The 23,605-nt window shown below is 60.2% G+C and carries 22 protein-coding genes and 1 pseudogene; 14 read left to right on the top strand and 9 right to left on the bottom strand.

Annotation, left to right across the window (positions count from 1 at the left end):
* Window positions 1–737: 737 nt before the first annotated feature.
* Window positions 738–2,508 (bottom strand): annotated as a pseudogene (gene ligD, locus CIT31_RS23420) (DNA ligase D).
* A gap of 138 nt (window positions 2,509–2,646) precedes the next feature.
* On the opposite strand from ligD, the gene CIT31_RS23415 reads away from it, so the two are divergent.
* Window positions 2,647–2,931 carry a beta clamp domain-containing protein gene (locus tag CIT31_RS23415; RefSeq protein ID WP_095520585.1) on the top strand — a complete coding sequence of 95 codons (285 nt, stop codon included), beginning with the start codon at window positions 2,647–2,649 and terminating at the stop codon, window positions 2,929–2,931.
* A gap of 224 nt (window positions 2,932–3,155) precedes the next feature.
* On the opposite strand, the gene CIT31_RS23410 is transcribed toward CIT31_RS23415, so the two are convergent.
* Window positions 3,156–3,335, bottom strand: a complete 180-nt coding sequence (locus tag CIT31_RS23410; protein ID WP_065010053.1) for a hypothetical protein — start codon at window positions 3,333–3,335, stop codon at window positions 3,156–3,158.
* A gap of 1,439 nt (window positions 3,336–4,774) precedes the next feature.
* Window positions 4,775–4,954: a DUF3606 domain-containing protein gene (locus CIT31_RS23390; protein ID WP_065010050.1), complete on the bottom strand. Its 180-nt coding sequence runs from the start codon at window positions 4,952–4,954 to the stop codon at window positions 4,775–4,777.
* Between the two features lie 113 nt (window positions 4,955–5,067).
* On the opposite strand from CIT31_RS23390, the gene CIT31_RS34385 reads away from it, so the two are divergent.
* Both CIT31_RS34385 and CIT31_RS23375 read left to right on the top strand, forming a co-directional pair.
* Window positions 5,068–5,220, top strand: a complete 153-nt coding sequence (locus CIT31_RS34385; protein WP_095520581.1) for a hypothetical protein — start codon at window positions 5,068–5,070, stop codon at window positions 5,218–5,220.
* Window positions 5,221–5,702: 482 nt separating this feature from the next.
* Complete coding sequence (locus CIT31_RS23375; RefSeq protein ID WP_095520579.1) at window positions 5,703–6,947, top strand: hypothetical protein; 1,245 nt, start codon at window positions 5,703–5,705, stop codon at window positions 6,945–6,947.
* Here the strand turns inward: CIT31_RS23375 and CIT31_RS23370 are convergent.
* The 6 genes from CIT31_RS23370 to CIT31_RS23345 all read right to left on the bottom strand — a co-directional run bounded on the left by CIT31_RS23370 (window position 6,928) and on the right by CIT31_RS23345 (window position 10,535).
* Window positions 6,928–7,488 (bottom strand): hypothetical protein, encoded by a 561-nt coding sequence (locus CIT31_RS23370; RefSeq protein ID WP_133116201.1) that lies wholly within the window; start codon window positions 7,486–7,488, stop codon window positions 6,928–6,930. The genes CIT31_RS23375 and CIT31_RS23370 overlap by 20 nt on opposite strands.
* Window positions 7,464–8,057, bottom strand: coding sequence for a hypothetical protein (locus CIT31_RS23365; RefSeq protein ID WP_095520577.1), 594 nt, complete (start codon window positions 8,055–8,057; stop codon window positions 7,464–7,466). Before CIT31_RS23365 ends, CIT31_RS23370 begins: the two co-directional genes overlap by 25 nt.
* Complete coding sequence (locus CIT31_RS23360) at window positions 8,054–8,587, bottom strand: hypothetical protein (protein WP_095520576.1); 534 nt, start codon at window positions 8,585–8,587, stop codon at window positions 8,054–8,056. The genes CIT31_RS23365 and CIT31_RS23360 overlap by 4 nt, the downstream gene beginning before the upstream one ends.
* Before the next feature lie 315 nt (window positions 8,588–8,902).
* On the bottom strand, window positions 8,903–9,259 hold the full coding sequence (locus CIT31_RS23355) for a VOC family protein (protein ID WP_095520575.1): 357 nt from the start codon (window positions 9,257–9,259) through the stop codon (window positions 8,903–8,905).
* A gap of 29 nt (window positions 9,260–9,288) precedes the next feature.
* Window positions 9,289–9,687 (bottom strand): polyketide cyclase, encoded by a 399-nt coding sequence (locus tag CIT31_RS23350; RefSeq protein ID WP_095520574.1) that lies wholly within the window; start codon window positions 9,685–9,687, stop codon window positions 9,289–9,291.
* 68 nt (window positions 9,688–9,755) lie between these two features.
* Window positions 9,756–10,535, bottom strand: coding sequence for a helix-turn-helix domain-containing protein (locus CIT31_RS23345; RefSeq protein ID WP_095520573.1), 780 nt, complete (start codon window positions 10,533–10,535; stop codon window positions 9,756–9,758).
* A 502-nt stretch (window positions 10,536–11,037) separates the two neighbouring features.
* Here CIT31_RS23345 and CIT31_RS23340 point away from each other — a divergent pair.
* The 11 genes from CIT31_RS23340 (at window position 11,038) to CIT31_RS23290 (ending at window position 23,468) form a co-directional block, all read left to right on the top strand.
* Window positions 11,038–11,724, top strand: coding sequence for a TerC family protein (locus CIT31_RS23340; protein WP_029352456.1), 687 nt, complete (start codon window positions 11,038–11,040; stop codon window positions 11,722–11,724).
* Window positions 11,725–11,909: 185 nt separating this feature from the next.
* Entirely contained in the window at window positions 11,910–13,223 is a 1,314-nt protein-coding gene (rimO, locus tag CIT31_RS23335) for a 30S ribosomal protein S12 methylthiotransferase RimO (protein ID WP_095520572.1), read from the top strand.
* 231 nt (window positions 13,224–13,454) lie between these two features.
* A complete protein-coding gene (locus CIT31_RS23330; RefSeq protein WP_095520571.1) occupies window positions 13,455–15,314 on the top strand; it encodes a sensor histidine kinase in 1,860 nt (619 codons plus the stop codon).
* The gene (locus CIT31_RS23325; protein WP_280950356.1) at window positions 15,311–15,937 is read left to right on the top strand and encodes a response regulator; all 627 of its coding nucleotides are present in this window, start codon (window positions 15,311–15,313) and stop codon (window positions 15,935–15,937) included. Before CIT31_RS23330 ends, CIT31_RS23325 begins: the two co-directional genes overlap by 4 nt.
* 184 nt (window positions 15,938–16,121) lie before the next feature.
* On the top strand, window positions 16,122–16,529 hold the full coding sequence (locus CIT31_RS23320) for a response regulator (protein ID WP_280950355.1): 408 nt from the start codon (window positions 16,122–16,124) through the stop codon (window positions 16,527–16,529).
* Window positions 16,530–16,603: 74 nt separating this feature from the next.
* Entirely contained in the window at window positions 16,604–17,410 is an 807-nt protein-coding gene (locus CIT31_RS23315) for a DUF2092 domain-containing protein (RefSeq protein ID WP_095520568.1), read from the top strand.
* The gene (locus CIT31_RS23310) at window positions 17,407–17,616 is read left to right on the top strand and encodes a hypothetical protein (RefSeq protein WP_095520567.1); all 210 of its coding nucleotides are present in this window, start codon (window positions 17,407–17,409) and stop codon (window positions 17,614–17,616) included. The genes CIT31_RS23315 and CIT31_RS23310 overlap by 4 nt, the downstream gene beginning before the upstream one ends.
* Before the next feature lie 122 nt (window positions 17,617–17,738).
* Window positions 17,739–19,244, top strand: a complete 1,506-nt coding sequence (locus CIT31_RS23305) for a DUF1254 domain-containing protein (RefSeq protein WP_206073404.1) — start codon at window positions 17,739–17,741, stop codon at window positions 19,242–19,244.
* 139 nt (window positions 19,245–19,383) lie between these two features.
* Window positions 19,384–20,805 carry a DUF1254 domain-containing protein gene (locus CIT31_RS23300; RefSeq protein ID WP_095520566.1) on the top strand — a complete coding sequence of 474 codons (1,422 nt, stop codon included), beginning with the start codon at window positions 19,384–19,386 and terminating at the stop codon, window positions 20,803–20,805.
* A gap of 102 nt (window positions 20,806–20,907) precedes the next feature.
* A complete protein-coding gene (gene gntH, locus CIT31_RS23295) occupies window positions 20,908–22,377 on the top strand; it encodes a guanitoxin biosynthesis MBL fold metallo-hydrolase GntH (RefSeq protein ID WP_095520565.1) in 1,470 nt (489 codons plus the stop codon).
* Window positions 22,378–22,385: 8 nt separating this feature from the next.
* Complete coding sequence (locus CIT31_RS23290) at window positions 22,386–23,468, top strand: CobW family GTP-binding protein (RefSeq protein ID WP_095520653.1); 1,083 nt, start codon at window positions 22,386–22,388, stop codon at window positions 23,466–23,468.
* The last annotated feature ends 137 nt before the right edge of the window (window positions 23,469–23,605 follow it).

Below are 23,605 nucleotides of genomic sequence, written 5' to 3'. Positions count from 1 at the left end.
TCGAAGGAGCGCGGGTCTTTCCTCCGCCTCATTGGCCGCTCCCGATGGCGGGCGCCGTGCTGCTAGGCTTTGGACTCACCGGGAAACCGGGGAGGTGGTCATGAGAGTTATTAGCGCTCTAGCATGTGTCGCCTTGATTGCAGGTTGCGCAACGGCGGGCCCCCCAGGGCCCCAAGGGCCTGTCGGTCCACAAGGTCTGCCCGGCAAGCAGGGACCTAAAGGTGCAATGGGAGCTGCGGGTCCAGCGGGGAAGGACGGCGTCAGCGGTTGGGAAATCACCCAATATGCAAGTGCGAATGATACTAGCCCAGACAAATCCGCACAGGCTTGGTGTCCCAAGCCAAAAGTCGTCATAGGTGGCGGTGCCAGCGCGTCAAATTCAAATGCTCTGATTTCTAGGAGCTTGCCGGTTACTTCCCCAGCTCCAGGGTGGGTAGCACAAGCGCATGTAGCCGCTACGCCCCCAACAGCTTGGACGCTGACAGCATACGCCATTTGCGCGCTTGTCAAATAGTCGGCGCTTGGCCGGGCCGGTGAACTTTGCGTGTCGCGTCTTCGAGACACAAACGGCGTTCTAGTCTTCATCCCAAAAATCCTGCAGCGAGGCGTGCCGAAGGTCTTCCTCGCCCCTGGGATGCTTCACGCGGGCTTTGATCCCCGGCTTGACCCTTTGCGTCGCCGGCCGCTTCATTCGCTTCGGCGCCGGTAAGCAGCATAAAAGCTTCGAATGCGAGCGGCTACGCCGCCCTTCGGGCAGCCGCACGGAACGGATGGTCGATGGTGAAACCGTCGGGCCGAATACCCCGCTCAACTTGGCTCCACGTTACAGGATGGGCGATTGGGAAGCCCGGTCGGGCTCGTGGGGAGAAGGCTCCCACCGCGGTGTTGCCACGTCCGTTGCGAAGGTAGTCAAGAAAGATGCGACCTCTTCGGGCTGCCGGAGCGGCAGAGAGTAGATAACGACCGGGGCGTGCCTCAACAAGGCACTGGGCGAGCGACTTGGCCAATTGCCGGGCACTGTCGTGGGTCATCTTTGTCTCAAGCGGTCCCATTAAGTGAATGCCCTTGCCGCCCGTCACCTTCGGCCAACTCTCCAGACCTGCCGCTTCCATGATGTCGCGGAGCGCCAACGCGGTCTCGATCACTTCCGCCCACTCGATGCCCTCCCCCGGATCGAGGTCCAGCACGACGCGATCAGCATGCTCGATATCGTCAACGGTGGCGTTCCAGGGATGCACCTCTACGGCATTCATCTCGACCAGCCCGAGCAAACCGGCAAGGTCGTCCACCCACACGCGAACGCCTTCGCCCCCCTCGCGTTTCTGGACGCGCAACTGATGTACCGCCGCGGGAATCTCGGGCAGCCTGCCTTTGTGGTAGAAGGTGGCCCCAAAGCATGGCGGACCAGCTTCAGCGGTCGCCGGCCGAGATGGATCAGCGCTTGATCAGCAACCCGCTCCCAGTAGCGCACAAGCTCTTCCTTGGAGGGCGAAACCGCATCCGGAAGCAATTGCAGAATGTTCTCGCGAAGAACCCCATGTTGCCCGACTGCCTCTCGTCTCTTTGAAGGAGCGGGCGACTTCGCCGGGATCGTCACGAGGTCCTCGCGCAGGCCCTTGAACACTGCCTCGCGCAGGATGCCACGATCGGTGACGCCGCTGAATTGCACCTCGGCCAGGACCTCTGGTCTGATCCAGGTCGCCTTCGGCTTCACGATGGGCTCTGATAAAGGCGACTTGCCGATGATCAGTGGATCAAGCCGCTCTCTAACATGCCGCGCTGTCGTCAAGCTGTAGCCGCTTTGGGCCTTGCCAGCGTAGAGCAGGCGATTGCCTTCCCAGCGGCCTATGTAAAGGGACGCAATGCGGCGTGGATGGGCGCCGAGCTTCTCGACGAAAGCAACAATGGGGAAGGTGTCGCTCTTGATGCATTTCACCTTGAGCCAGCTCGTCTGCACACCTGAGCGATAGGGGGCATCCGCTCGCTTGGATACGATCCCCTCCAAGCCCATCCAGCATGCATGTTCAAACACGTCGCTGCCGCTCACCTCCAGATGCTCGGCATAGGTCAGTGTCGGCGCCCTGTCCTTCACCAGCTTTTCTAGCGCGGCCTTGCGTTTCACCAGCGGCTGTTGCCGGAGATCCCGACCGTTAAGGTGCAGCAGGTCGAACGCATAGAAGATGACCTTCGGCGAGTTTGGATTGCCCAATTCCCGCTCGAGGGCTTGGTAGTCCGGCAACCCGGTCTCGCCCAGGACGACAGCCTCCCCGTCGATGATTGCTGCTTTAACCGGTAGGTTCGCCGCTGCCTGGACAATTCCTTTGTATCGATGCGACCAGTCGTAGCCGCGGCGCGTGAAAGCTCGTGCTATGCGGCCATCGACAATTAGCTGCGTGCGGTAGCCATCGTATTTGACTTCGTGCAGCCAGTCGCTGCCCGCGGAGCTTTCGCGACCAACGTCGGCGATTGAAACTCAATGAATGATAGCCGGTCTGCGGCGCTACTCATGCACTTGTGACTCCCCGAACCGCGACTCAAGCCGCAGGGCGGGCAATCGGTTCCGGAACATTTTAGCAAAATTGAATGTTTAGTAGCATGACGAAACTATCCGACGTGCACGATCGGCTGGAAATGGAGCCCTAGGCCATGGCGGTAAAGATCGGCGACGAAGTCACGCTCACCGTGACAATCCTGAAGGTGCTGGACAACGGCATGTCGAGCGTGAGCATACCCTCTTACAGCTTTCCCTTTTCGATCGACACACTGAAGAGAACAAAGGCTGGCCAGAAGGTCGAGATCACCGGCTTTGTCACTCGGGTGGATGACGAGAACGGCAAGGTGACGGTCCGGATCGAAGGAGCCGGCCTAGTCACGGTAGATGTCGGAACCGTATCGCACGAGCCCGCACCTAGGGTGCGTCAGTCTCGGTAACCATGGCCCCTGCCGCGAAAATTGCGCAGTGCAAGGCTAATCGCAAGCCGTTGATCAACGAATTGTTTAGCGTGCTCCGCGATCCTGGTTGCCGAATGGAAGCTCTTGCTGAAATTGTCTCTTGCGGCGGACCCCAATCCGCTCGGCCGGTGTCTCTACTAGGCAATCTACCCCAACGCCCCCAAGGGACGCCGGCCACAAGCGTGTCCGTTCGGCACCTAGTGTCAACGCCGCGATTTCAACAGCCGGGCCTCACGCAACAATGAATTCCAATTGGTGCCGATCAGTTCGATCAGCACCCGAGCATCAGACTCCGAGATGCCTGTTTGCCTGGCCAATTGCCGGGCCAAAGTCTCGACGGCAGACCCGCTATCCGGCCTTCCCTTACTATCATCCTCGCTCATAGGGCAGCTCCATAGAGACGAACGCAGAGCGAGGCCGAATGTTTCTTTAAAGCAACCCGAATTACGGGAACCTTCTGGCCAATTCCGCGGTTTCGCTTGGCCAACAGGAGGAACGGGCCACGCTGGAGCGTAAGGCCAAGAGAATGCAGTCATGAACGAGTGCTGTCCGACTATGACGAGGATGCCCGATCGAGACCGTGGTCAACTGTCGCCTGGGAATGATCTAGAAATTCACCGCTTCGCCAAGGAAAACGGCGTCCGGTCCGACCAAGTGCGCGAGCTGATCCGGCGGCATGGGGCCAGCCGTGCGGTGCTAACGGAGGTCATTGCGGCGCTTCGAAGACGAAGTCCGGCAGTGGCACTCTCGGATATTGACCTGCCGCCCGTAATCGGCAAGCGGCAGGGCAAATGCGAGGCTGATCATTTCAACCCCTGTCCGGTCTGTGGCCAGTTTTCGACATGCGCGATCGGCGCCAGGCAACGTGGCACGCGCAGCCGGAACATGAGCCACTGGATATGGACGGCTGAGATTGGTAGCTGGTGGACTAGGGGTTCTCGTCAGCGAAGTCTATCCCTCCCCGCTCAAGCTCCTCCTGAAGCTCCACCGCCAACGCAAGAAGCCTCGGTGGCAAAGTCTGTTCGCCGTCCAATCTTAGCAGATCTCGAAGCTTGCGTCGGTAGTCTTCCGATCTGATCAACTCTCGGAAGGCACGGTCTTTGTCGTGAGTTGCCATAACGATCATCTTTGGTGCGCAACTCTCTGATTGCTGAAGAGTTCCGCAAAGGGACGACGTGTTTGCTGCAGCATCATTCGTGGAGGTCGAATGCTACCGCGCGTCCGAACGCCGGAGCTGCCGTCACGATAAGCTCGATCAGCGCCTTGTCCGTGCATTCGAGATGAGGGCCATCTTGGCGAACCGCTGCTACAATGGCCTTGACAGAGACCGTGCCACCGTAGGGGATCTTGTGGATGGCCTCATGGACAAGGTCCACGGCTTCGCGCTCACAATTCGTCTTAGCATTCACCTGAGGCGGCCCCCGGCCATAAGCCACAAGCGCCCATTTGTTGGCACTTTGCGTCGGAAGATCAACAGGTTATTTTGGGCCGCGCACAAATGGTAGAGGGGCGAGGATAACCGGCGCTCAAGCTAACGAACGGCTACTGCTCGCCCCATCGGAAGCCACGGACAGGCCTAGGGCAGTAGCTGCCTCTATAACAGCCTCGATTAGCTCGTCGTTGGATGCGACCAGATGAGGCGCGGCGTGCCGAATATGATTCAATGTCGCTTTGATCGAAACGGTGTCCCGACGGTCCGCCCGGTTAAGGATTGCCGCCACGAGCATGTCGATTCAGACGCGCTGGACTGGCTTGTGCGCAAGTAGGTCGCCAGTCAGGCGAGACTACGCCTGAATCGCGCCGGCCGGAGAGATCGACCCGACTAATCGTCTTTCTTCAAATCTTCAGCTTCGGCCCTCAGCCGCTGCCAGTCCGCGCCGTGCTTGCGAAGCAATGCCCGTGCCTGTTTGGGCGTTACGTCTGTCATCTCCGCCAGGTGCTCAACTTCAAGTTCTGCACCCTTCTTAACTCGGCTCGTGTCGCTCGTCCTCTTGTCCGCCATCTGTGGCGTCCTCCTTGGCCCACTGTCAGTGGCAACGAATGTTGAACGTTGTGGTTCCGCCCCTGTGGAACTGACTGTCGGCCGTGTAGTTCTACCGCCGAAGGAGATCTCAAATGCTTCGATTCCTAATCGGTCTTGGCGCGCTGTATGCGGCATTTCAAATCGGCCGGGAGTTTGGCCGCACAGAGGCGGAGGTCATCCAGATTCCACCCGACGATTGGCGTCCGACGCCCGGAAACGGCGCAGAGTTCGGCGAGCGGACCTAGGAGGACTGGTAGCTCCCTCAAGTTCGCGCTATCTACGCGACATTGGCGCGAGCAAACCAGTACTCCCAAAATCCTACGAGGAGGCTATCTGCCTCGGAACTAATGCCGGAGCGATGTGATTAGTAGGATGCGCTGAGGATGAGCTTGATCCGCCTAACCACGAAGAAGCGCCGGAGCCGGCAGTTCATTGCGATGGCCAAAACTGCCTTCCACCAGCCGATAACCCTGTCGAGGAATGCAAGGGGCAAGAATGCAAGGGGCAAGATTGCACGCCGGCTCCGCCAGTCGACCCGGGTCCGCAGATTGAACGGGTCAAATGAACAGCATCAGCCGAACACCCCAACTACGAAGGTGATCGCAGATCCGTGGACAAGGTTGGTTTTCAGGTCCTCCCTCCGCCAATGCAACCCCTCCTTTTGGATTTGGGGGATCGTCTGACGAACAACATCTTAAGTCCGGACCGGAGCACAAAACCCGACGCGATGACCACGACGATTGACGACATATACCGGCCTCTTGCAGTAACCACGCGGTTGCTTGTCCAGTGCTGGCCGCAGCTATTGCTGGTCGGCTGCCTCGGTGTGATCGCTCATGATCTGCTGCTACAGGGCGCCGTGACGATCGGCCTCCAATTCCCGCTGGGCGGAATGGTCATGCTGTCGCTGGTGATTCTCGCCAAGCTGACGGTGCTGGTCATGATGTTCGTGGTGCTCCGGCCGCATATGCCGGCGGTGGCGGCACTGAGGCAACAAGCAAAAGGAGCGGACGAAACAAAACGCGAGCCGATCCTGGCGATTACCGCCGCTGCGATCCTGCCTTTCTTCGCCTATTATGCCGCCTGGGGCTTTCTTGGCGATACGGTTCGCGAATATTCGCGCATGGCGCTGGCCCAAGCCGAACTCGGCAAGAGCGTCGACATCTTCGCCATTCTTCAGTCAAGCGGCGTGGTACTGTCGATCGTCATTTGCTGGCTGGTGCGTTTTGCCGCCAAGCGACTGAATGCGCGCGCCTCTCACCCCTACTGGCGGCTGCTGATCGTGGCGACGGACGCAGCTTGGGTCTTCATCGGTCTCTACGCGCTCGGCGTATGGAAAGACCAGTTCATCCGCTGGCTTGGCGCAGGCGCGGCGCTGCAGCTCAGCCTCGATTTGTTTGCGCCCGTAACTTCGGCGGCTGCCGCCGGCCAGTTCGTTCCGGTGGAATTCCGGCCGCTTCCCTTCGGAGAGCAGCTTCAGAATCTTTTCTTTTTCGCGTTGCTGCCGATTGTCTGGCTGGTGATGGCGGCGATCATCAACGGCTATGAGCTTTCCGCGCCGGCCGCTCCCGGTCCTGCGCTATCGCGCACGACCTCATGGCAAAAGTGGCTGAAGGATTTCGCGACGCACTTCGTTGGCGGCTACCGCAGCCGCTATTCGCCGGTCTGGACTTGTCTCAAGCTGACGCTCAGTGCCGGCCTTGCGACGCTTGTCACCTTCGTCATCGCCTATCAGGCCATCTCCTGGATCGGCGCCTGGATGTGGTATGGCCTGACAAGACTGATCGGAGCGCATGATCTCGCAACTTGGCAGATCTTCGCCGACACCATCAGCCTGTTCATCGGCAGCCCAAGCGAACTCGACGGAGGAATCCTGCTCGACGCAGTCCGAGTCGCGCTGCTTGCAGCCGTGCTCGAGACTGCAGTCGTCATGGCTGGCGAAGCACGTGGCGTCAGGTCCGCGGCTCGCTGACGCTGAGATGATTCGGTAGCGCCGAGTAGAGGCCAATCGATAGCGTGAGGCTGCTCGCCGCAGGCGGAATCGAAAAGCTGGCAGCCATCCGTGCCGGCTTGCCGGGCTCGGCCGCCGCGAACGCCATGCCGCCACACAGGGACCGTTGCTGGGCCTCCGGATATTGCTTCCTGACCATCGGATCGGCAAATAGGGTTGGCTGCCATTCGCGACCGCTTCCGTCGGAAAGCCGCACCTTGCATGGAACGGCGCCGAGCGCCTTCGGGTCAGCTGCGAGAGCTTCGAATTCGGCGAGGACGACGGCGTTTCCCTCACTGCCTGCCAGTCTGGTGATGCGCGTCACGGTCCAGCTTGCGCCGGCATAGTCGATCGGTTGCCCCAAGGTCGCGGATAGCGGCTGGCGCAAAAATTGGGAGCGCCAGTCCTTGATGCTTCCCCACGTCTGCACGACTAGCGCGGCAGGCAGCGCAACCACCAGCGCCGTCATGCTCAGCCAATAACCTCGCCGCGTTGACATCACCTTTGCGGGAGAACTGTCCATGGCGGCCTTTCTTCGTTGCGGCGGATAGTGATTGCGGGCTCGATGTCTTTGCCGGAAACATCCGTGGTGATGCGGATCTCATCGTCGAGCGGCAGCAATTTTGTGCGTGCGACCACTACGGTCCCGCCGGCGACGGCTTCTTCCGGCACTTCGAACACCAGAAGGACGCGGCGTGGCAGGCCGGGCTGATAGGCATCGCCCGGCATCATTTCGATCGTCGCCGGCAGCCGGCCGGTCAGGACATAACGGATGCCGCTGCCGCTCAGCCACTCACCCGATGTGAGACGCAAGGTCTCGAATTTCGCCTCCGCCTCGCCTTCGACCACAACCCATACGCCGGAACTCGTGTAGGTCTTTGACTTCCCGAAGGTCTCGACGTTGAGGACACGGGCGACCCTGGCGCTGTCCAGCGAAAGCGCGAACGCGCTAGCCTGGACACGCTTGTTCATGCCGCCCGAAGAGACTATCGGCGATGTAATGTCGCTGTAGAGCGGACGCGTAAGCTGCATGCCGTAGAGCACGGCGGCAGCGAACAGCAGCGCAAGCACCGAACGCATTATGCGCATCATAGCGCCTTTTCCACCGGCAGATCGACCGTCGCAACGGGATCTCGGTCGTACCACCCGCTTGCGCCGTAGAGATTGTCGCGCAGCTTGTAGATTTGGCCGGTAACGGTGATCGTCACCTTGTCCGGCACGGACACACCGGCCGGCCACTCCCAGGCCATGGTCAGGCGTTCCGGCATGTTGGGGTTGAAATATCCCGCCAGATACTTGTCGCGATCGAGATAAACCGTTGGCATCGGCAGCTTTTGCGCCGGCGCGCTAAGCGTCACGGTGCGATAGAGCACGTTGTTTGGAGTGGCGGAACGGTTCACCACGTCCAGATCCACCATCAGAAGCTGCACCGGCCGCGACGGAGGAACGCCTGTCGGCGTCACTGTTCCGACACGTGCCGTTCGCAAGGTCACAAACCAGCGACCGGTATCGATCTGCTGGCCTGCCTGCACAACCGGCACCTTTGGCGGATGGGCAGCTTCGTAGAGCGTCATCGAAAACGAGATTGCCGATGCGGCCAGCCCGCCCAGGCCTGCAATCAAAAAAGCATACAGCCTTTGCCGTACTGTCGTTCGTGTCGGTTCCGTCATGCTTCGTGCGGTATGCGATGGTCCTCAGGCCAGCCTTATACGATGCGAGCTACGCCATCGGACAATAATTTTGTTACAACAGCAGCGCTGGCATCTCTAAGGTGGGTCAGCACAGAGATACCAGCCGCGCAATCGAATCCTTGGTAGCTCGCCCAGTCAGTATTCACTATCCGCTCCTGGCGCCAAGAGCGGCATTAAGCCCCGACGGCCCGCCCAAAACCACTCGAAAGAGGCGCCGGGCTCGGCTCGGCGCCCCCTTCCGCTTTCTCACTTGCCCGACCACACGGCCAGCTCGTAGCCGTCCGGGTCGGAAAAGTGAAAGCGGCGGCCGCCGGGGAAGGAATAGGCGGGCTTGACGATCTTCCCACCGGCCTCCTCGACGTGGCGCTGGGTCTCGTCAAGGTCGTCGGCATAGAGGATCACCAGCGGCCCGCCTGCCGCCTTGCTCTGGCCACCGAGGGCGAAGCCGCCGGTCAGGCGGCCGTCGTTGAACTCGCAATAGCTCGGCCCGTAGTCCTTAAAGGACCAGCCGAAGGCCTTGCCATAGAAGTCGCGCGAGCGCGCGATGTCACCGACGGAAAACTCGACATAGTCGATGCGCTTGTCGTTGCTGGATTTGGCCATGATCTTCTCCTTTCGTGATCTTGGGAAGCTCAGCGTTCGAGCATTGCCTTCAGGGTGTTGAGGTCGCGCTCTACCGCGGCGGCGTCGGCAGCGAAGATCTCCTCCGTCATGTCCGGCGTCTTCAAGAGCACGAACATGACCTCCGCGCCGGTTCCGTTGGCAACCACGCGCACCGCATTGCGGGTTTCCTTGCCATCGGCAAAGACGATGTGATCGAGGACACCGAATTCATTGGGCCGGGAGAAACGGATGCGGATGGGCCGGCCGTCGGGGTCCTCCGCGGTCCATTCCTCGCCCGATCTTTCGAAGCGCCGGCCGAGGCCTGCCGCCCAGCGCTGGAAATTCTCCGGGGTGGAGGCGAAGTCGTAGACTTCGCGCCAGTCCCGGTCGATGGATACGGTGATGATGCGGGATTTGTAGATCGTCATATCTGCCTCCTTTCAACGAAGGCAGACTAGGGGGAGTTGGCGGTGGCGTATTGAACGAAACGGCCAGTTCAGGCGCCGAGCTGTCGCAGAACCGTCGCCGGCGAGAACCCCGACAGGCGCCGCACCTCGCGCGTGAGATGCGCCTGGTCCGAATAGCCCGCCTCGAACGCAAGATCGACAAGGCGCGGCTCGGCGGACTGCCGCGCCAGGTTCAAAAACCGCTGGAAGCGGAGAATGCGGTCGAGCGTCTTCGGACCATAGCCGAAAGCCTCCTGGCAGCGGCGGCGAAGTGTTCGCGGGCTGACGTCGAGCCGATCGAGGATCACCGCCATGCCCGGACCGGCGGATTCCGTTTTCAGCGAGTTGAAGGCAAATCCCATGTCCGCAGGCGGCGGCTTGACATCGGGCGCAAGCCTGGAGAGCGCCGCTTGCATCGCCCGCATCCGCTCCGCCGTGGAGGATGCATCGCCAATTCTCTGGGCGATTTCGCGCGCCAGCGCCCCCCAGAACTGGCTGAGCCCCACCCGGCCGCCGACGATCTCCGACATCGGCAGCCCGAGCCACCGGCTCGCCGCACCCGGTCGGAAGCGGCTGCCGATCACAGTAGAGCCGGGTGTCAGCGTAGAGAGGGCAACGGCCACGTCGGGGCCCGCTACGACCAAATCGCCGTCGATCCAGGTGATGTCGACGCAACCGTCGGGGACCACGGCCGATAAGCTCCCCGCGTCCGGACGCAATGTATTGGACCAGACACACAGGAAATGCCTTTCGAGTGCGGCCGGAGGATCGAACTCGCGGTACTCCCCGATCGCCCCTGAAAGGACGGGTGTGTTGTCGTCAGACGTCACGAGCCTCTCCTGTGAGGAACACTTTCTAAGGCATCGTACTCTTCGGTCCCCGAAATCTATCGCGGTGGCGGCGTGCTTCAACCCGTGCTGTCGTTCTCGATCAAGCCCTGCATCGCATGGTTGCGACGCCAGGCGGAACTGGGCAGCGGAACTGGGCAATTGTCGAGGATTCCACCAATCGTGGAGCGGTCGTGAGCGGAGTCGCGACCTTGGTGCATGCACGGCTCGCGCCATCCGGCCGACGATTTCGCACCGATTGCCGCATGACATCATTTTTATATCCCGATGCCTGCAGAGGACTGCTTGGCATGAGCAGTTTCGACAGATTTTCCTTGCAGGGGCGCCATTTGCGTTCTGGTTTCGGGGTCATCTTGATCACGGCAGATCAGGCGGTTTGCCGGCCTTGTTCTCGAGCCATCTCTTGACGCGCGGGAACCATACACGTTAGGCGTTCGGGCACCCCACGCGAACGATTGGCGACCAAGCAAGGAAATTCCAGCTGATGGAAATTTTTACCGCCTCTGGCCTCGCGGCTCTGCTCCAGGTCATCGCCATCGACCTTGTGCTTGCCGGCGACAATGCCATTGTCATCGGCCTTGCCGCGGCAGGCCTGCCGTCGGACCAGCGCAAGAAGGCGATTCTCGTCGGCATTGCGGCGGCCACCGTGCTTCGCATCTTCTTCGCACTAATCACCCAGTGGCTCCTCACAATCGGCCCCATTCTTCTCATAGCCGGCGGCCTGCTGCTGCTTTGGGTGTGCTGGAAGATGTGGCGCGAACTCCGTGTCAGCCACGAGCAGGAACATGACGCGACGGAATCGTTGTCGAATGTCGATTACGACAAGAGCGGGACGATCGGCGGCAAAGGGCCGCGCAAGACCTTTGCTCAGGCAGCCTGGCAGATCGTCATTGCCGACGTTTCGATGTCTCTCGATAACGTCCTTGCAGTCGCAGGCGCGGCAATGGACCATCCGACGGTCCTGATCATCGGCTTGGCGCTGTCGATTGCGCTGATGGGCTTCGCCGCTTCGTTTGTCGCACGCCTCCTGCATAAGTACCGCTGGATTGCTTATATCGGCCTCGTGATCATTCTCTACGTCGCCGTGAAGATGCTTCTGGATGGTGCCGTGCAGCAGTTCCCCGAACAGTTTGCGTTCCTGGCGCCGTGGTTCGGACCGGGCGGTCATTGAACTTGACCCTTTAGCAGCGCAGGCCCGCCGAGCGGCGCCAAGCCATTCCCCGGTTTGCTTGATTGCGGAACTATGCTATTGCGCCGTGCAAATTGAGCTTCTGCGAAAGTTCTAAAGATCAACATGTATCGAGACTTCCGGGCCGGGCCTTAGGGTTTCCGGCCCGCGTTCATTGGAAACCGCACATGTCTGCCCCTCGCGTCAGCTTCGTCAGCCTTGGATGCCCGAAAGCCCTCGTGGACTCGGAGCGCATCATCACGCGCCTGCGCGCCGAAGGCTACGAGATCGCGCGCAAACATGACGGCGCCGATCTGGTCGTCGTCAACACCTGCGGCTTTCTCGATTCGGCTCGTGATGAATCGCTCAATGCCATCGGCTCCGCCCTTTCGGAGAACGGCAGGGTCATCGTCACCGGCTGTCTAGGCGCCGAACCTGACGTAATCCGCGAGAAACACCCCAACGTTCTCGCCATCACCGGTCCGCAGGCCTACGAGAGCGTGATGGCTGCAGTGCATGAGGCAGCACCCCCGAGCCACGATCCCTACATCGACCTTTTGCCGCCGCAAGGCGTCAAGCTCACGCCGCGCCACTATGCCTATCTCAAGATTTCGGAAGGCTGCAATAACCGCTGCACCTTCTGCATCATCCCGGCGTTGCGCGGCGATCTCGTCTCGCGGCCGGCTGCCGACGTGCTGCGCGAGGCCGAGAAACTGGCCAAGGCCGGCGTCAAGGAAATCCTGGTCATCTCGCAGGACACCAGCGCCTACGGCATCGACATCAAATACCAGACCAGCATGTTCGGCGATCGCGAAGTGCGGGCCAAATTCCTCGATCTGTCGGAGGAACTCGGCAAGCTCGGCGTCTGGGTACGCATGCACTATGTCTACCCCTACCCGCATGTCGCCGATGTCATCCCGCTGATGGCCGAAGGAAAGATCCTTCCCTATCTGGACATCCCGTTCCAGCATGCCTCGCCGCGAGTGCTGAAGAACATGCGCCGGCCCGCCCATGGCGAAAAGACGCTCGACCGTATTCGCGGCTGGCGCGAAATCTGTCCGGACCTGGCGATCCGCTCCACCTTCATCGTCGGCTTTCCCGGCGAGACGGACGACGATTTCGAGATGCTGCTCGATTGGCTGGACGAAGCCAAGATCGACCGCGCCGGCTGCTTCAAATACGAGCCGGTCAGGGGCGCCCGCTCCAACGAGCTCGGCCTCGAACAGGTACCGCAGGAAATCAAGGAGGCGCGCTGGCACCGTTTCATGCAGCGTCAGCAGAAGATCTCGGCGACGCAACTCGCCAGGAAGGTCGGCAAGCGTCTGCCAGTGCTGATCGACGAGGCGCATGGCACCTCGGCGAAGGGCCGCACCAAATACGACGCACCCGAAATCGACGGCTCGGTGCATATCCAGTCGCGTCGTCCGTTGCGCGCCGGCGACATCGTCACCGTCAAGATCGACCGTGCCGACGCCTACGATCTCTACGGCTCGGCGGTCTGACCGCATCTCGCTTTACGGCGCCGCGCGTCCTTTTGGACGGCAAAGGACGCCGCGTAGCACCTGATTTGCGCATGACCCTTCCGAAATCGATCCCGATTTTGCCCGTTCCGGAGCACAAGCCCCGCCTTTTCTGCGCCAGCGTACCTAATCCTACTCGGCTCTCGTCAGCATCTTGCGCCCTCACTAGTCGGATTTCACTCGCGCCCCGTAACTGCTATCTTGAAGAAGTGAATGGCAACCCGCGAGTGCTCTGCACTTGAAATGATGATGGGCGATTCCTCAAGGACGTTGTGGTATGAGGCTTGGCTGGTGGGGGCCTTCCTCTTGTTTTCCACGCTTGGGACGAACGCAGCAGACCCAAAGCGCGTACTTTTGCTGCACTCGTTTGGGCGTGATTTTGCGCCTTTCAGCGAGATGACCAAGAGTTTTCAGGCGGCGCTCGTGAAACGATCGCCGGAGCCACTTGATATTTATGAAGCGTCGATTTTTACGGCACGGTTTCGGGAGCCCGAGAACGAAGGTTCGCTAGTCAAATATCTGCAGGATCTTTTTTCCGGGCGCAGGCTTGACTTGATTGTAGCTCAAGGTGGGCCGGCTGCGGCCTTCGTTGAAAAATATCGGCAACAGCTGTTTTCTGACACAGCCATGGTGATAGCAGGGGTAGACGCGCGGCTCACAGTCGATGCCGCCCTTACACCCAATGCCACCTACATCGGGGTCAAGCTCGATCTGCCAGCCTTCGTCGAGAACATTCTGCGCGTGCGGCCTGAGACAACAGACATTGCAGTCGTCATCGGAAATTCTCCAAACGAGCAATACTGGGCCCGGGAATTGCATCGTGAGTTTCAGCCGTTTGCGGATCGCGTGCATTTCGAATGGCTCGACGAGTTGTCGCTCGACGAAATGCTACGCCGGGTCGCCCGCCTGTCGCCACAATCAGCCGTTCTCTATTTCATGCTCGCGGTGGATGGGGCGGGTGCCGTGCACCCGCTGGATGCCGCCTTCACACGGATACGTGAGGTCGCTACCGTGCCTGTTTTCGGTTATGGCGACTACCATCTGGGGCAGGGCTCGGTTGGCGGGCCTGCGGATCAAACTCAAGCTATAGGCCAGCAAACCGCCGACGTTGCCCTCCGTATTCTTGCGGGCGAGAGGGCGAGCGAAATCAAGACGCCGCTATTTGGACTTGGGATTCCAGCCTACGACTGGAGGGAGTTGCAGAGATGGGGGATTAGCGAAGCCATCCTGCCGCCCAACGGCGAAGTGCGTTTTCGGTCGCCGAGCGTATGGGATACCTATCGCTGGTACATCGTCGGAACGATTTCGCTGATAGTACTTCAGTCATTTCTCATTGTGAGCTTTCTCGTGCAGCGAGCCAGGCGGCGCACGGCTGAGATCGGCGTTCGCGCAAAGGAAAGCGAGCTTCGCGTCAGCTACGACCAAGTTCGCCGATTGGCTGGCCGGCTTATCTACGCGCAGGAGGAGGAGCGGACGCGAATTGCGCGGGAACTCCATGACGATGTCGGGCAGCGCGTCGCGTCGCTGTCAATCGGATTGAGCAGCCTCAAGCGGCGCGTCCCGAATCCAGATGATACCGCACGGAGTGAGTTGTCGGGACTTCAGCAGCAGGTCGTGGGGTTGGCGAAGGACCTGCGGGATTTGTCGCACGAACTGCATCCAGGAGCGCTCGAACATGTCGGATTTCTGGAGGCGTTGCGGGGCCGCTGCGACGAAATAAACGGCGAGTCCGGCACAAGGGTAGATGTCGAGGTCGCCGATGGTTGGTCCGAAGTCGCGGACGAGATCGAACTTTGCCTTTACAGGGTCGCACAGGAAGCGCTTCGCAACATAACCAAGCATGCCCATGCCAGGACGGTCCGCATATGGCTCGCGCGTCGCAATGGAGAAATCGTGATGCGGATTACCGATGACGGACGTGGGTTCCAGGAGAACGGCTCGAATGGACATTCCGGGATCGGGCTGCTGAGCATGCGTGAGCGCGTTAGAATGCTCGAGGGTAGTTTCGAGGTGGAGTCGTCCAGTCGAGGTACCGTCGCCACCGTCGTCATTCCGACGGGAGAGAGGCCTTGAGACCGCGGGTAATCCTTGCGGACGACCATGTAATGGTTGCTGAGGCACTTGGCCGGTTGATTGATGAGGTCGCCGATCTGGTTGGACGGGCCGCCGATGGGCAGCAACTCGTCGAGAGCACGCGGCGGCTCAAGCCGGACATCATCGTTTCGGATATTACCATGCCGGTGATGAGTGGTTTGGACGCCCTGCGTCAGCTCAAGTCGGAGCAATCCAGCGCGCGCTTCATATTCTTGACAGTCCACACCGAGGCGAGCGTTGCCGCGGAAGCCATCCGCGCCGGAGCATCCGGATATCTTCTGAAGGCGGCGGCGGGCGAAGAGCTGCTCGAAGCCATCCGCGCCGTGATGGCCGGCCGCATATATTTGACACCGCATATCGCCGGGGATGTTTTACGGACGATTTCCGGGTCGGCGGATCAACATCACCACCTTACCGTTCGCCAAAGGGAAATCCTGCGAATGGTCGCGCAAGGCAAGCGCATGAAAGAGATTGCGGCTGAGTTGAAGATTTCCGTGCGCACCGTCGAGGATCACAAATCCCAGTTGCTGCACGTGCTCGGCGTTAAGACCACGGCTGATCTGATCAGATTTGCCGTGAAGCAGGGGCTTGTTGCCGACTGATTCCGGGTTCTTCCCAAATCCCTGAACCCGCGATTTCCCAAGCTCTGACCCCGTGATTTCCGGCCCGCTCACCCAGGGATTTCCACGCCTTGGTCCCCGGGGTTTCCCGGATGCGCCGGCCTGGCCGCGCTCGTAGCATTAAACCAGTAGCACCAGGCCCGATACTCAAGCCGAGAGACCTCACTTGGCACGCAAACGTCTCGTACTCGCCGAGGATCATACTGAGATGGCAGAGCACCTTCGATCCTTGCTTGTCGACTATGACGTCGACATCGTGCCGGATGGAGAGGGCTTGATTGCGGCAGTGAATGCAAACGTGCCTGACATCATTATTTCCGACATCGGGATGCCGGGCATCAGCGGGCTGGTGGCGGCACGCGACATCCTCGCCGCGCATCCGAACGCCCGCATCATCTTCGTGTCGGTTCGAGATGAGCCGGCCATTGTCAGAAAAGCGGTCGATGAAGGAGCCGCCGGATACGTCGTGAAGTCCGATGCGGGCGACGAACTGCTCGACGCAGTTCAGACGGTCCTTGGCGGCGGCCACTACGTTTCCTCGTCCGCGCGTGCTGCGCTGAAGGGTGGACTTTAGGTTCAAACAGGAAGCTTGCCCGATCTGCCTGCAAGGTCTTGCAAAGTTAAAACATCTCAAGGGAGGAACCTCTGATGAACCGAGCAACCCAGAAATCATTCGCACGCGCCGCCATAGCGGCATCGGCTGTGGCGCTGGTCCTCTCGATCGGCTTGGGAGCCCCGGTCGCCCTGGCCGACGAAGCGGAGGCGAAAGCCCTGTTCAAGGGCATGTCGGACTATCTCGGGGCCCAAAAAACAATAGCGTTCGACTACGATACGAACCTCGAATTCGTCACGACCGATCAGCAGAAGCTCGCGCTGGCGAGCTCGGGAGCAGTCACGCTCTCCCGGCCCGACAAGATCCGCGCCACGCGCACCGGAGGGTTTGCGGAGGTTGAGATGGTATTCGACGGCAAGACGCTGACCCTCCACCGCAAGGACGACAATCTCTTTGCCCAGGCCGAGGCGCCGGGCTCGATAGACAACCTCATCGACACGTTGAGGGACAAATACCACCGGCCTGTCCCCGGCGCCGATCTGCTGACGTCGAATGTCTACGAACAGCTGATGCCGCTGGTCGTCGATACGAAGGATCTCGGTAGCGGCGTGATCGGCGGCGTCGAGTGCAATCACATCGCCTTTCGAACGGAGGAGGTCGATTGGCAAATCTGGATTGCGGTGGGCGACCGTCCCTATCCGTGCCGCCTGACCATCACCAGCAAGCTGGTTGCCGGCTTCCCGCAATACACCGCACAGATCAGCGCTTGGAAGGCCGGCGGCGAGGTGGCGGCCGATGATTTCAGCTTCAAGAATCAAACCGACGCCAAGAAGGTGGAGCCGAGCGACCTCCCCAACATGGATGAATTACCCGACGAGTTTACCCCAGGAGCAGTAAAATGATCACCTCGAAACGGATTGGACTTTATTTGCTGATGGCGATTGTCGGCCTCGGCGGTCTCGAACTCGGCGAGCGCATCGCGATCCCAGGCCTGTACAGCCTGGTCTCACCTGCCGAGGCCAGAGTAGGTCGGCCAAGGACGCCGGTGAGCGTCGCTGGTGTGGCACGTCGCACCGTGCGCCGATGCGCGGCCGGCGTTTACTGCTAGCGCAGAGGCAATTTCTCCACTGAAGACCCGACGCACGTGATTGCGGAATTTCGGATAGCGATCCGGCTTCGCTGCGTATTCAAGGAGAAGCGAACGTTACTCATCGCGAATGGAGCAGTGTCATGAGAAACGCCGGGAACATCATGAAAACAGCAATCGCATCAGTTATTGGTGGAACGCTGGCGTTCGTGTTTGTCGCTGGCGTATCCGCGCAGGAAGTGGCCGGCCCTTTGAGTAAGCAGAACATCGCGAACATCACGGAACCCTTGGGCGGCAAGCCAAGCGCGGGCGCCAAGCCGTCGGTGGCGGACCTCGCCTATCAAGTCGCCTATCAGCGTGCCTTCGAGGCTGTGATCTGGTCGATCCCGGCCGTGGGAGCCTACGGCTTCCATCGGGGCGCGATGGATATCGGCGCCAAGGACAACACCATCCTTGCCTGGTCGCAGCCCGCAAAGCCGAACGCTGAACTCCTGACTGCGAACAACCAGTCGCCTTACATCCTTTCACAGACCGATCTGCGTAAGGGGGCGGTGGTCATAGAAGTTCCGGCGGCAACCGAAAAGGCCAGTCTGTACGGGCAGATCGTGGATCACTGGCAAATCACTATCGCCGATGTCGGGCCCTCCGGCCTCGACCAAGGCAAGGGCGGAAAGTTTCTGCTTACGCCGCCGGGACAAAAGGGCGCGGTACCCGCTGGGCACACCGAGATCAAGAGCCCGAGCTACCGCGTCACCTTCGCCATTCGCTCTGTAAAAGGCCCGAACGCCACGACTGAGGATGCCGCCGCCTACGCCCGAACGTTCAAGATGTACTTCCTCGATGATCCAAAGCCTACCCAGTTCATCGACCCTACGAACATTCGCTTTTCAACGCTGCCGTTCTACGACGAACGCTATTTCGAGGATCTATACGCCATCGTAAGCGTCGAGAACCCCAATCCCCGCGACAAGGTGATGATAGGCATGCTCGCCACACTCGGTATCGAGAAGGGCAAGCCGTACAAACCGAACGCCAAAACCAAGCAGGCAATGCGGCAGGGTGCAATCGACGCCTACTTCTATCTTTTGCAGCGATTCATTCACCCCGATGCATCGAAGATCTGGTGGCAGGGCAAACACTGGTACGACGGTCTGTTCTCGGATGCCAACCGTGAATTCCGTTGGGAGACGGACGCGATGATCGAGCTCGATAACCGCGCCGATCGTTACTTCAGCGCGGTGAATTTCCCCCGGAAATTGCCGAAGTTGCCGGCGACACAGTATCTGTTCGCGCTGGCCGACAAGGACGGTAACGAATTGCAGGCCGGCGCAACGTACTCGTTCGTCATGCCCGCCAGGGTGCCGGTCAAGCAGTTCTGGTCATTGATCATCTATGACCTGGAAACATTCGCCTTCATCTATAACCCGCAACAACGGCCCGGACTATCTTCCTTCGACCTGCCGAAAATGAAGAAGAACGCGGACGGAAGTACCACCCTCTACTTCGGGCCGAAACCGCCCGACGGGCTGGAAAGCAACTGGATCCCGACCGCCGGCAAGCGGCCACTCCCTACCGTCCGAATCTACGGCGGCACGGAGGAGTTCTGGGACAGGTCCTGGCAAATGCCGGACGTGGAGCTGGTGAAATGATCGTGCAGGCGAACGACACGAATACGCGGTCATCCTGCGTCTCTACGGCGCGCCGGAGCCGCGGTTCGACAAGACATGGCGGCTTTGTGAGGTCGAGTTCGTAAGGCGAAGGCCGACATGCGACGCTTGGGAGAAAACCATGAAAACCAAATTCGCATCAGTCGTTGGTGGAGCGCTGGCGTTCATGTTTGTCGCGGGCGTATCCGCGCAGGAAGCGACCGGCAAGACCGACTGGCGCGAGCAGTACGCTTACACGCTCGGCGTACAGGCCTATATCTTCGGCTTTCCTTACGTGTATTTGCCAAGCCTGCGGGCGGATTGGGTCACCCGGCCGAAGGCGGCTAACGATATAACGCCGTATGCGCCCATCAATCATTTCAGCCATGTGCGAACGCTGGCAGATGCTTCCTATCGGGGCGGCGGTTCACCCAACCAGGACACGCTTTACTCCACAGCCTGGCTCGACGTCGGCAAGGAGCCGGTGATCCTCTCGCACCCGGACATGGGGGACCGCTACTTTTCGTTCGAATTGGCGGGCATAGATTCGGACAACTTCGCCTATGTTGGTAAACGCACCACCGGCGGCAAGGCCGGAAGCTTTGCCATCGTCGGCCCCGGCTGGAAGGGTGCCCTCCCCGCGGGAGTGAAGCCGTTGCCCGCGTCGCTGACACCGTCTGTGCTGATCTTCGCCCGCACGCTGATCGACGGCCCGACCGATGCGAAGACCGTCAATGCGCTGCAGGATCAATACACGCTGATCCCGCTCAGCCTGTGGGGCAAGGAGGACGCGGTGCTGCCGGCAAGCCGCGACGTCTGGAAACCGTTCGATCCAAAGACCGATCCACTCGCCGAGTGGCGGACCATGAATAGGGCAATGACGGAGAACCCTCCTGAAGCGCGCCTCGCCAAGTTGGTCGAACTGTTCGCGAAAGTGGGCGTGGGTCCTCGGCAGGACCTTGATAAGATGGACGAGGCGACCAAGCTCGGGCTCGCGCGCGCCGCGGTCGATGGCCGACAGTTGATCAAAGCCGCCATCGACTCGGGCCAGCTCGGCAGGCAGGTCAACAACTGGAACATTCCGCCGCGCACGTTAGGACGCGCAGGGCTCGTCGACGATTTTCTACTGCGTGCCTCGATACAAGCTATGGGCGGCATCATCTCCAATGAACTGGAGGAGACCGTCTACTACAACACGACCAAGGACGGCGCAGGACAGGCCTTCGATGGCGCGAAGAAATATATACTTCGGTTCGCTCCTGGCCAGCTTCCGAAGGTCAACGCGTTCTGGTCGCTCACGATGTATGACCCGACCTTCAACTTCACGGACAACCCTCTCAATCGCTATTCACTCGGCGATCGCAGCAAAGGCTTGAAGAAGGACGCCGACGGCGGCTTGACCCTATACATCCAGCGCAACTCGCCGGGAAAGGACAACGAGTCCAACTGGTTGCCCAGTACCCAGAGCGGCGCATTTTTTCTGATCCTGCGGACCTACATGCCCGGCCCCGAGATCGTCGAGCAGAAGTGGGCGCCTCCTCCGGTAACTGAATTGGTGAGGTGATTTTATGCGTCCCGGGCCGACTGTCCCGCGCTGCCTCATGTCACCGAACTTGATGAATGTGGTGCCAACTACAAGCAAACGTGATTCAGAAGGGAGCACATCATGACTCAGCGATCCGTGAGCCGCCGCGATGTATTTAAGACAGCGGGTCTGGCTGGAGCCGCGGCTCTAACAACCAGCGCCGTTTCGGAGGCCAAGGCGGCTGAGGAGACGCCTGCCGCAATTCAGGCAAAGAACCCTTACGGCGGGGTGCCAAGCGGCGGTATTACGCTTCCTCCGTACTACCGGCCGACGCCGAGCCTGGTGAGCAACAACGTCTATTACCCGGGCCAGGAACAGCTCGGACCCGACGAGATGCGGATTTCCTTCATCGGCAGCACGCCGATCCCTGTCACCCGTGCACAGGCCGGCACCTGCATCATGGTCGAGCTCGGAAACGGCAAGCGGTTTTTCTTTGATTTTGGCTCCGGCTGCGTGCGCAACATCATCGCGATGGCGGTCCCGTTGTCGGTGGTCAACGACATCTTCTTCACCCATCTCCATGTCGATCATTACGCCGATCTTCCGTACCTCTTCGCCTTCGCCCCGTGGATGGGGCGCTGGAAGCCGCTGCGCGTGCATGGGCCGTCGGGCCGCACGCCAAAGGACGGCATCAAGACGATGATCGAGGGCATGAAGATGATGACACATTGGCACACAGACTCCTTCAACGCCTGCCCGATCGGTGACGGCTATGAGGTCGAAGTCAACGAGTTCGATTTTCGTGACGACAATGGCGTCTGTTACGACAAAGACGGCGTGACCGTCCGCCACTGGCGGCGGTCGCACACCAAGGATGGCGCCTCGGCCTACCGGCTCGACTGGAATGGGATGTCGTTCGTCTGGACCGGCGACGGGCGGCCCGACGAACGCTCGCTGGAATTGGCCAAGGGGGTGGACGTGTTCGTCACCGAGGTGCAGCCGGACACGGCCAACCTTCAGGCGATGAAAATGGGCATGCCGTCCGTCATCATGAGCACGACAATCGACCAGGCTCACAGCCCACATTACGCGGTCGGCTACATGTTCGAAAAGATCCAGCCGCGTCTCGCGATGGTCACGCATACGGCTTACGACGAGGAGCTGATCCCGGAGATCACGGCCGGGATTCGCGTTCATTACGGCGGCTTGTTCCAGTTCGGTGCGCCCGACGTCGTGGTCGTCAACGTCACCAAGGATGCAATATGGACGCGCAAGGCAGCAATCCCCGATGCCGGCAACATGGCGCGCCCGAGCCCCGCAGAGGCCGTCGAACTGTTCGGCCTTACCCCGGCAAACCTGAAGGTCACATTTCCAAATCCCCGTAATCCGCTCGCAGACCAATTGGAGGCGGAAATTCTCAACGGCGACATCGACCCGAAGAAATACTACCCACCGGACGTGTTTCGCGAACCGAATAAGGATTACCCGAAGGACTACACCATCGATGTCCGCGAAATAGCTCTCGTGAAGGCAAAGCAAGCCCAAACCAAGCTCGCGGCAAAAAGTGCCCAAATCCAGGCAGTCATCGACGCCATTGAATCGGCTAAGTAGTGCTGGCCATGGATCACGATATCACCCCCACGCCTGGCGATTCGGAAACGGGGGCGTTCTCGGCGCCCACCCAGCAATCCGAGATGCAAGCGGTGCCGTTGACCGTCCTCACCGGATTCCTCGGCGCCGGCAAGACGACGTTGCTCAATCGCATTCTTGCAGGCGATCACGGCCTTCGCGTCGCGGTGTTGGTGAACGACTTCGGTTCGATCAACATAGATGCCGAACTCGTTGTCGGCATCGAAAGCGAGGGGGATGTCATCAATCTGGCCAATGGCTGTGTCTGCTGCAACATCCGCGACGATCTGGTCGCGGCGGTGACGCAGGTCATGGCTCGTCCCGAGCGACCCGAATACATCCTGCTTGAGGCCAGCGGCGTGGCCGATCCGTCCGGCGTTGCGCTTGCGTTCATGAACGAAGACATGCGGGACCGCATCAGGCTGGACAGCATCATGTGCGTCGTGGACGCGGAGCAGATATTCGCTGCACCCGAGATGATGGAACTGAAGCTTCGCCAAGTGGCGTTCGCGGACATGCTCATCCTCAACAAGGTCGATCTTGTTTCCCGGGAGGAGATCGAGCGGATCAAGGGTTGGCTCGACGAGCGGTTCCACCGCTATCGGCTGGTCGAGGCATGCGGCGGAAATGTGCCTCTGGAAATTCTGTTGTCGGTCGGCCGGTTTGATCCGACCCGACTGGATGGCGCGCTTCCGCATGACCACCCCAATCATGCTCCTGACTGTGATGATCCCGCTTGCGGGCATCACGTTCACGACCATCGGCATGATCACACCGAGGCCTTCAGCACTTGGAGTTACGAGACCGATCAGCCGCTCTCGCTGGAAGCGCTGCGGGAGACCGCCAGGGGGCTACCGGCGACCGTCTACCGCGCCAAGGGCGTGATCTATTCGTCAGACGCACCGACACGGCGAGCGGTACTTCAGGTGGTCGGCAAACGCGTCGACCTCTCCTTGCAAGATGATTGGGGCGAGCGGACGCCGCATACGCAGATCGTGGTCATCGGCGCCGCTGGCGGCATCGACAGGGCAATTCTTCGCGACCAGTTCCAGAAGGTAGTCGCGCCGAACTAGGGCAGAGTAAGAAACTTGCCAATGGGAGATGTTTGGGTGCTAGCTTGGTAAGCAATTTCAAAATCAGGCGTATCAGCAACGTCTTGTTGGTGTCGGCGTTGGTCGGCTTGCTTTTGGGGTGCGCGTCCCGTCCGACG

Origin of the sequence: Mesorhizobium wenxiniae, from assembly GCF_002284535.1 — a bacterium.
In the GTDB taxonomy this organism is placed as follows: Bacteria; Pseudomonadota; Alphaproteobacteria; order Rhizobiales; family Rhizobiaceae; genus Mesorhizobium; species Mesorhizobium wenxiniae.
This window is presented reverse-complemented; position numbering and strand designations above follow the sequence as displayed.

Bases quoted from the DNA above. Each gene is read 5' to 3' on its own strand.
- CIT31_RS23415 (WP_095520585.1), top strand. From the start codon at position 2,647: ATGGCGGTAAAGATCGGCGACGAAGTCACGCTCACCGTGACAATCCTG.
- CIT31_RS23410 (WP_065010053.1), bottom strand. From the start codon at position 3,335: ATGAGCGAGGATGATAGTAAGGGAAGGCCGGATAGCGGGTCTGCCGTC.
- CIT31_RS23390 (WP_065010050.1), bottom strand. From the start codon at position 4,954: ATGGCGGACAAGAGGACGAGCGACACGAGCCGAGTTAAGAAGGGTGCA.
- CIT31_RS34385 (WP_095520581.1), top strand. From the start codon at position 5,068: ATGCTTCGATTCCTAATCGGTCTTGGCGCGCTGTATGCGGCATTTCAA.
- CIT31_RS23375 (WP_095520579.1), top strand. From the start codon at position 5,703: ATGACCACGACGATTGACGACATATACCGGCCTCTTGCAGTAACCACG.
- CIT31_RS23370 (WP_133116201.1), bottom strand. From the start codon at position 7,488: ATGGACAGTTCTCCCGCAAAGGTGATGTCAACGCGGCGAGGTTATTGG.
- CIT31_RS23365 (WP_095520577.1), bottom strand. From the start codon at position 8,057: ATGATGCGCATAATGCGTTCGGTGCTTGCGCTGCTGTTCGCTGCCGCC.
- CIT31_RS23355 (WP_095520575.1), bottom strand. From the start codon at position 9,259: ATGGCCAAATCCAGCAACGACAAGCGCATCGACTATGTCGAGTTTTCC.
- CIT31_RS23350 (WP_095520574.1), bottom strand. From the start codon at position 9,687: ATGACGATCTACAAATCCCGCATCATCACCGTATCCATCGACCGGGAC.
- CIT31_RS23340 (WP_029352456.1), top strand. From the start codon at position 11,038: ATGGAAATTTTTACCGCCTCTGGCCTCGCGGCTCTGCTCCAGGTCATC.
- rimO (WP_095520572.1), top strand. From the start codon at position 11,910: ATGTCTGCCCCTCGCGTCAGCTTCGTCAGCCTTGGATGCCCGAAAGCC.
- CIT31_RS23330 (WP_095520571.1), top strand. From the start codon at position 13,455: ATGGCAACCCGCGAGTGCTCTGCACTTGAAATGATGATGGGCGATTCC.
- CIT31_RS23315 (WP_095520568.1), top strand. From the start codon at position 16,604: ATGAACCGAGCAACCCAGAAATCATTCGCACGCGCCGCCATAGCGGCA.
- CIT31_RS23310 (WP_095520567.1), top strand. From the start codon at position 17,407: ATGATCACCTCGAAACGGATTGGACTTTATTTGCTGATGGCGATTGTC.
- CIT31_RS23305 (WP_206073404.1), top strand. From the start codon at position 17,739: ATGAGAAACGCCGGGAACATCATGAAAACAGCAATCGCATCAGTTATT.
- CIT31_RS23300 (WP_095520566.1), top strand. From the start codon at position 19,384: ATGAAAACCAAATTCGCATCAGTCGTTGGTGGAGCGCTGGCGTTCATG.
- gntH (WP_095520565.1), top strand. From the start codon at position 20,908: ATGACTCAGCGATCCGTGAGCCGCCGCGATGTATTTAAGACAGCGGGT.
- CIT31_RS23290 (WP_095520653.1), top strand. From the start codon at position 22,386: ATGGATCACGATATCACCCCCACGCCTGGCGATTCGGAAACGGGGGCG.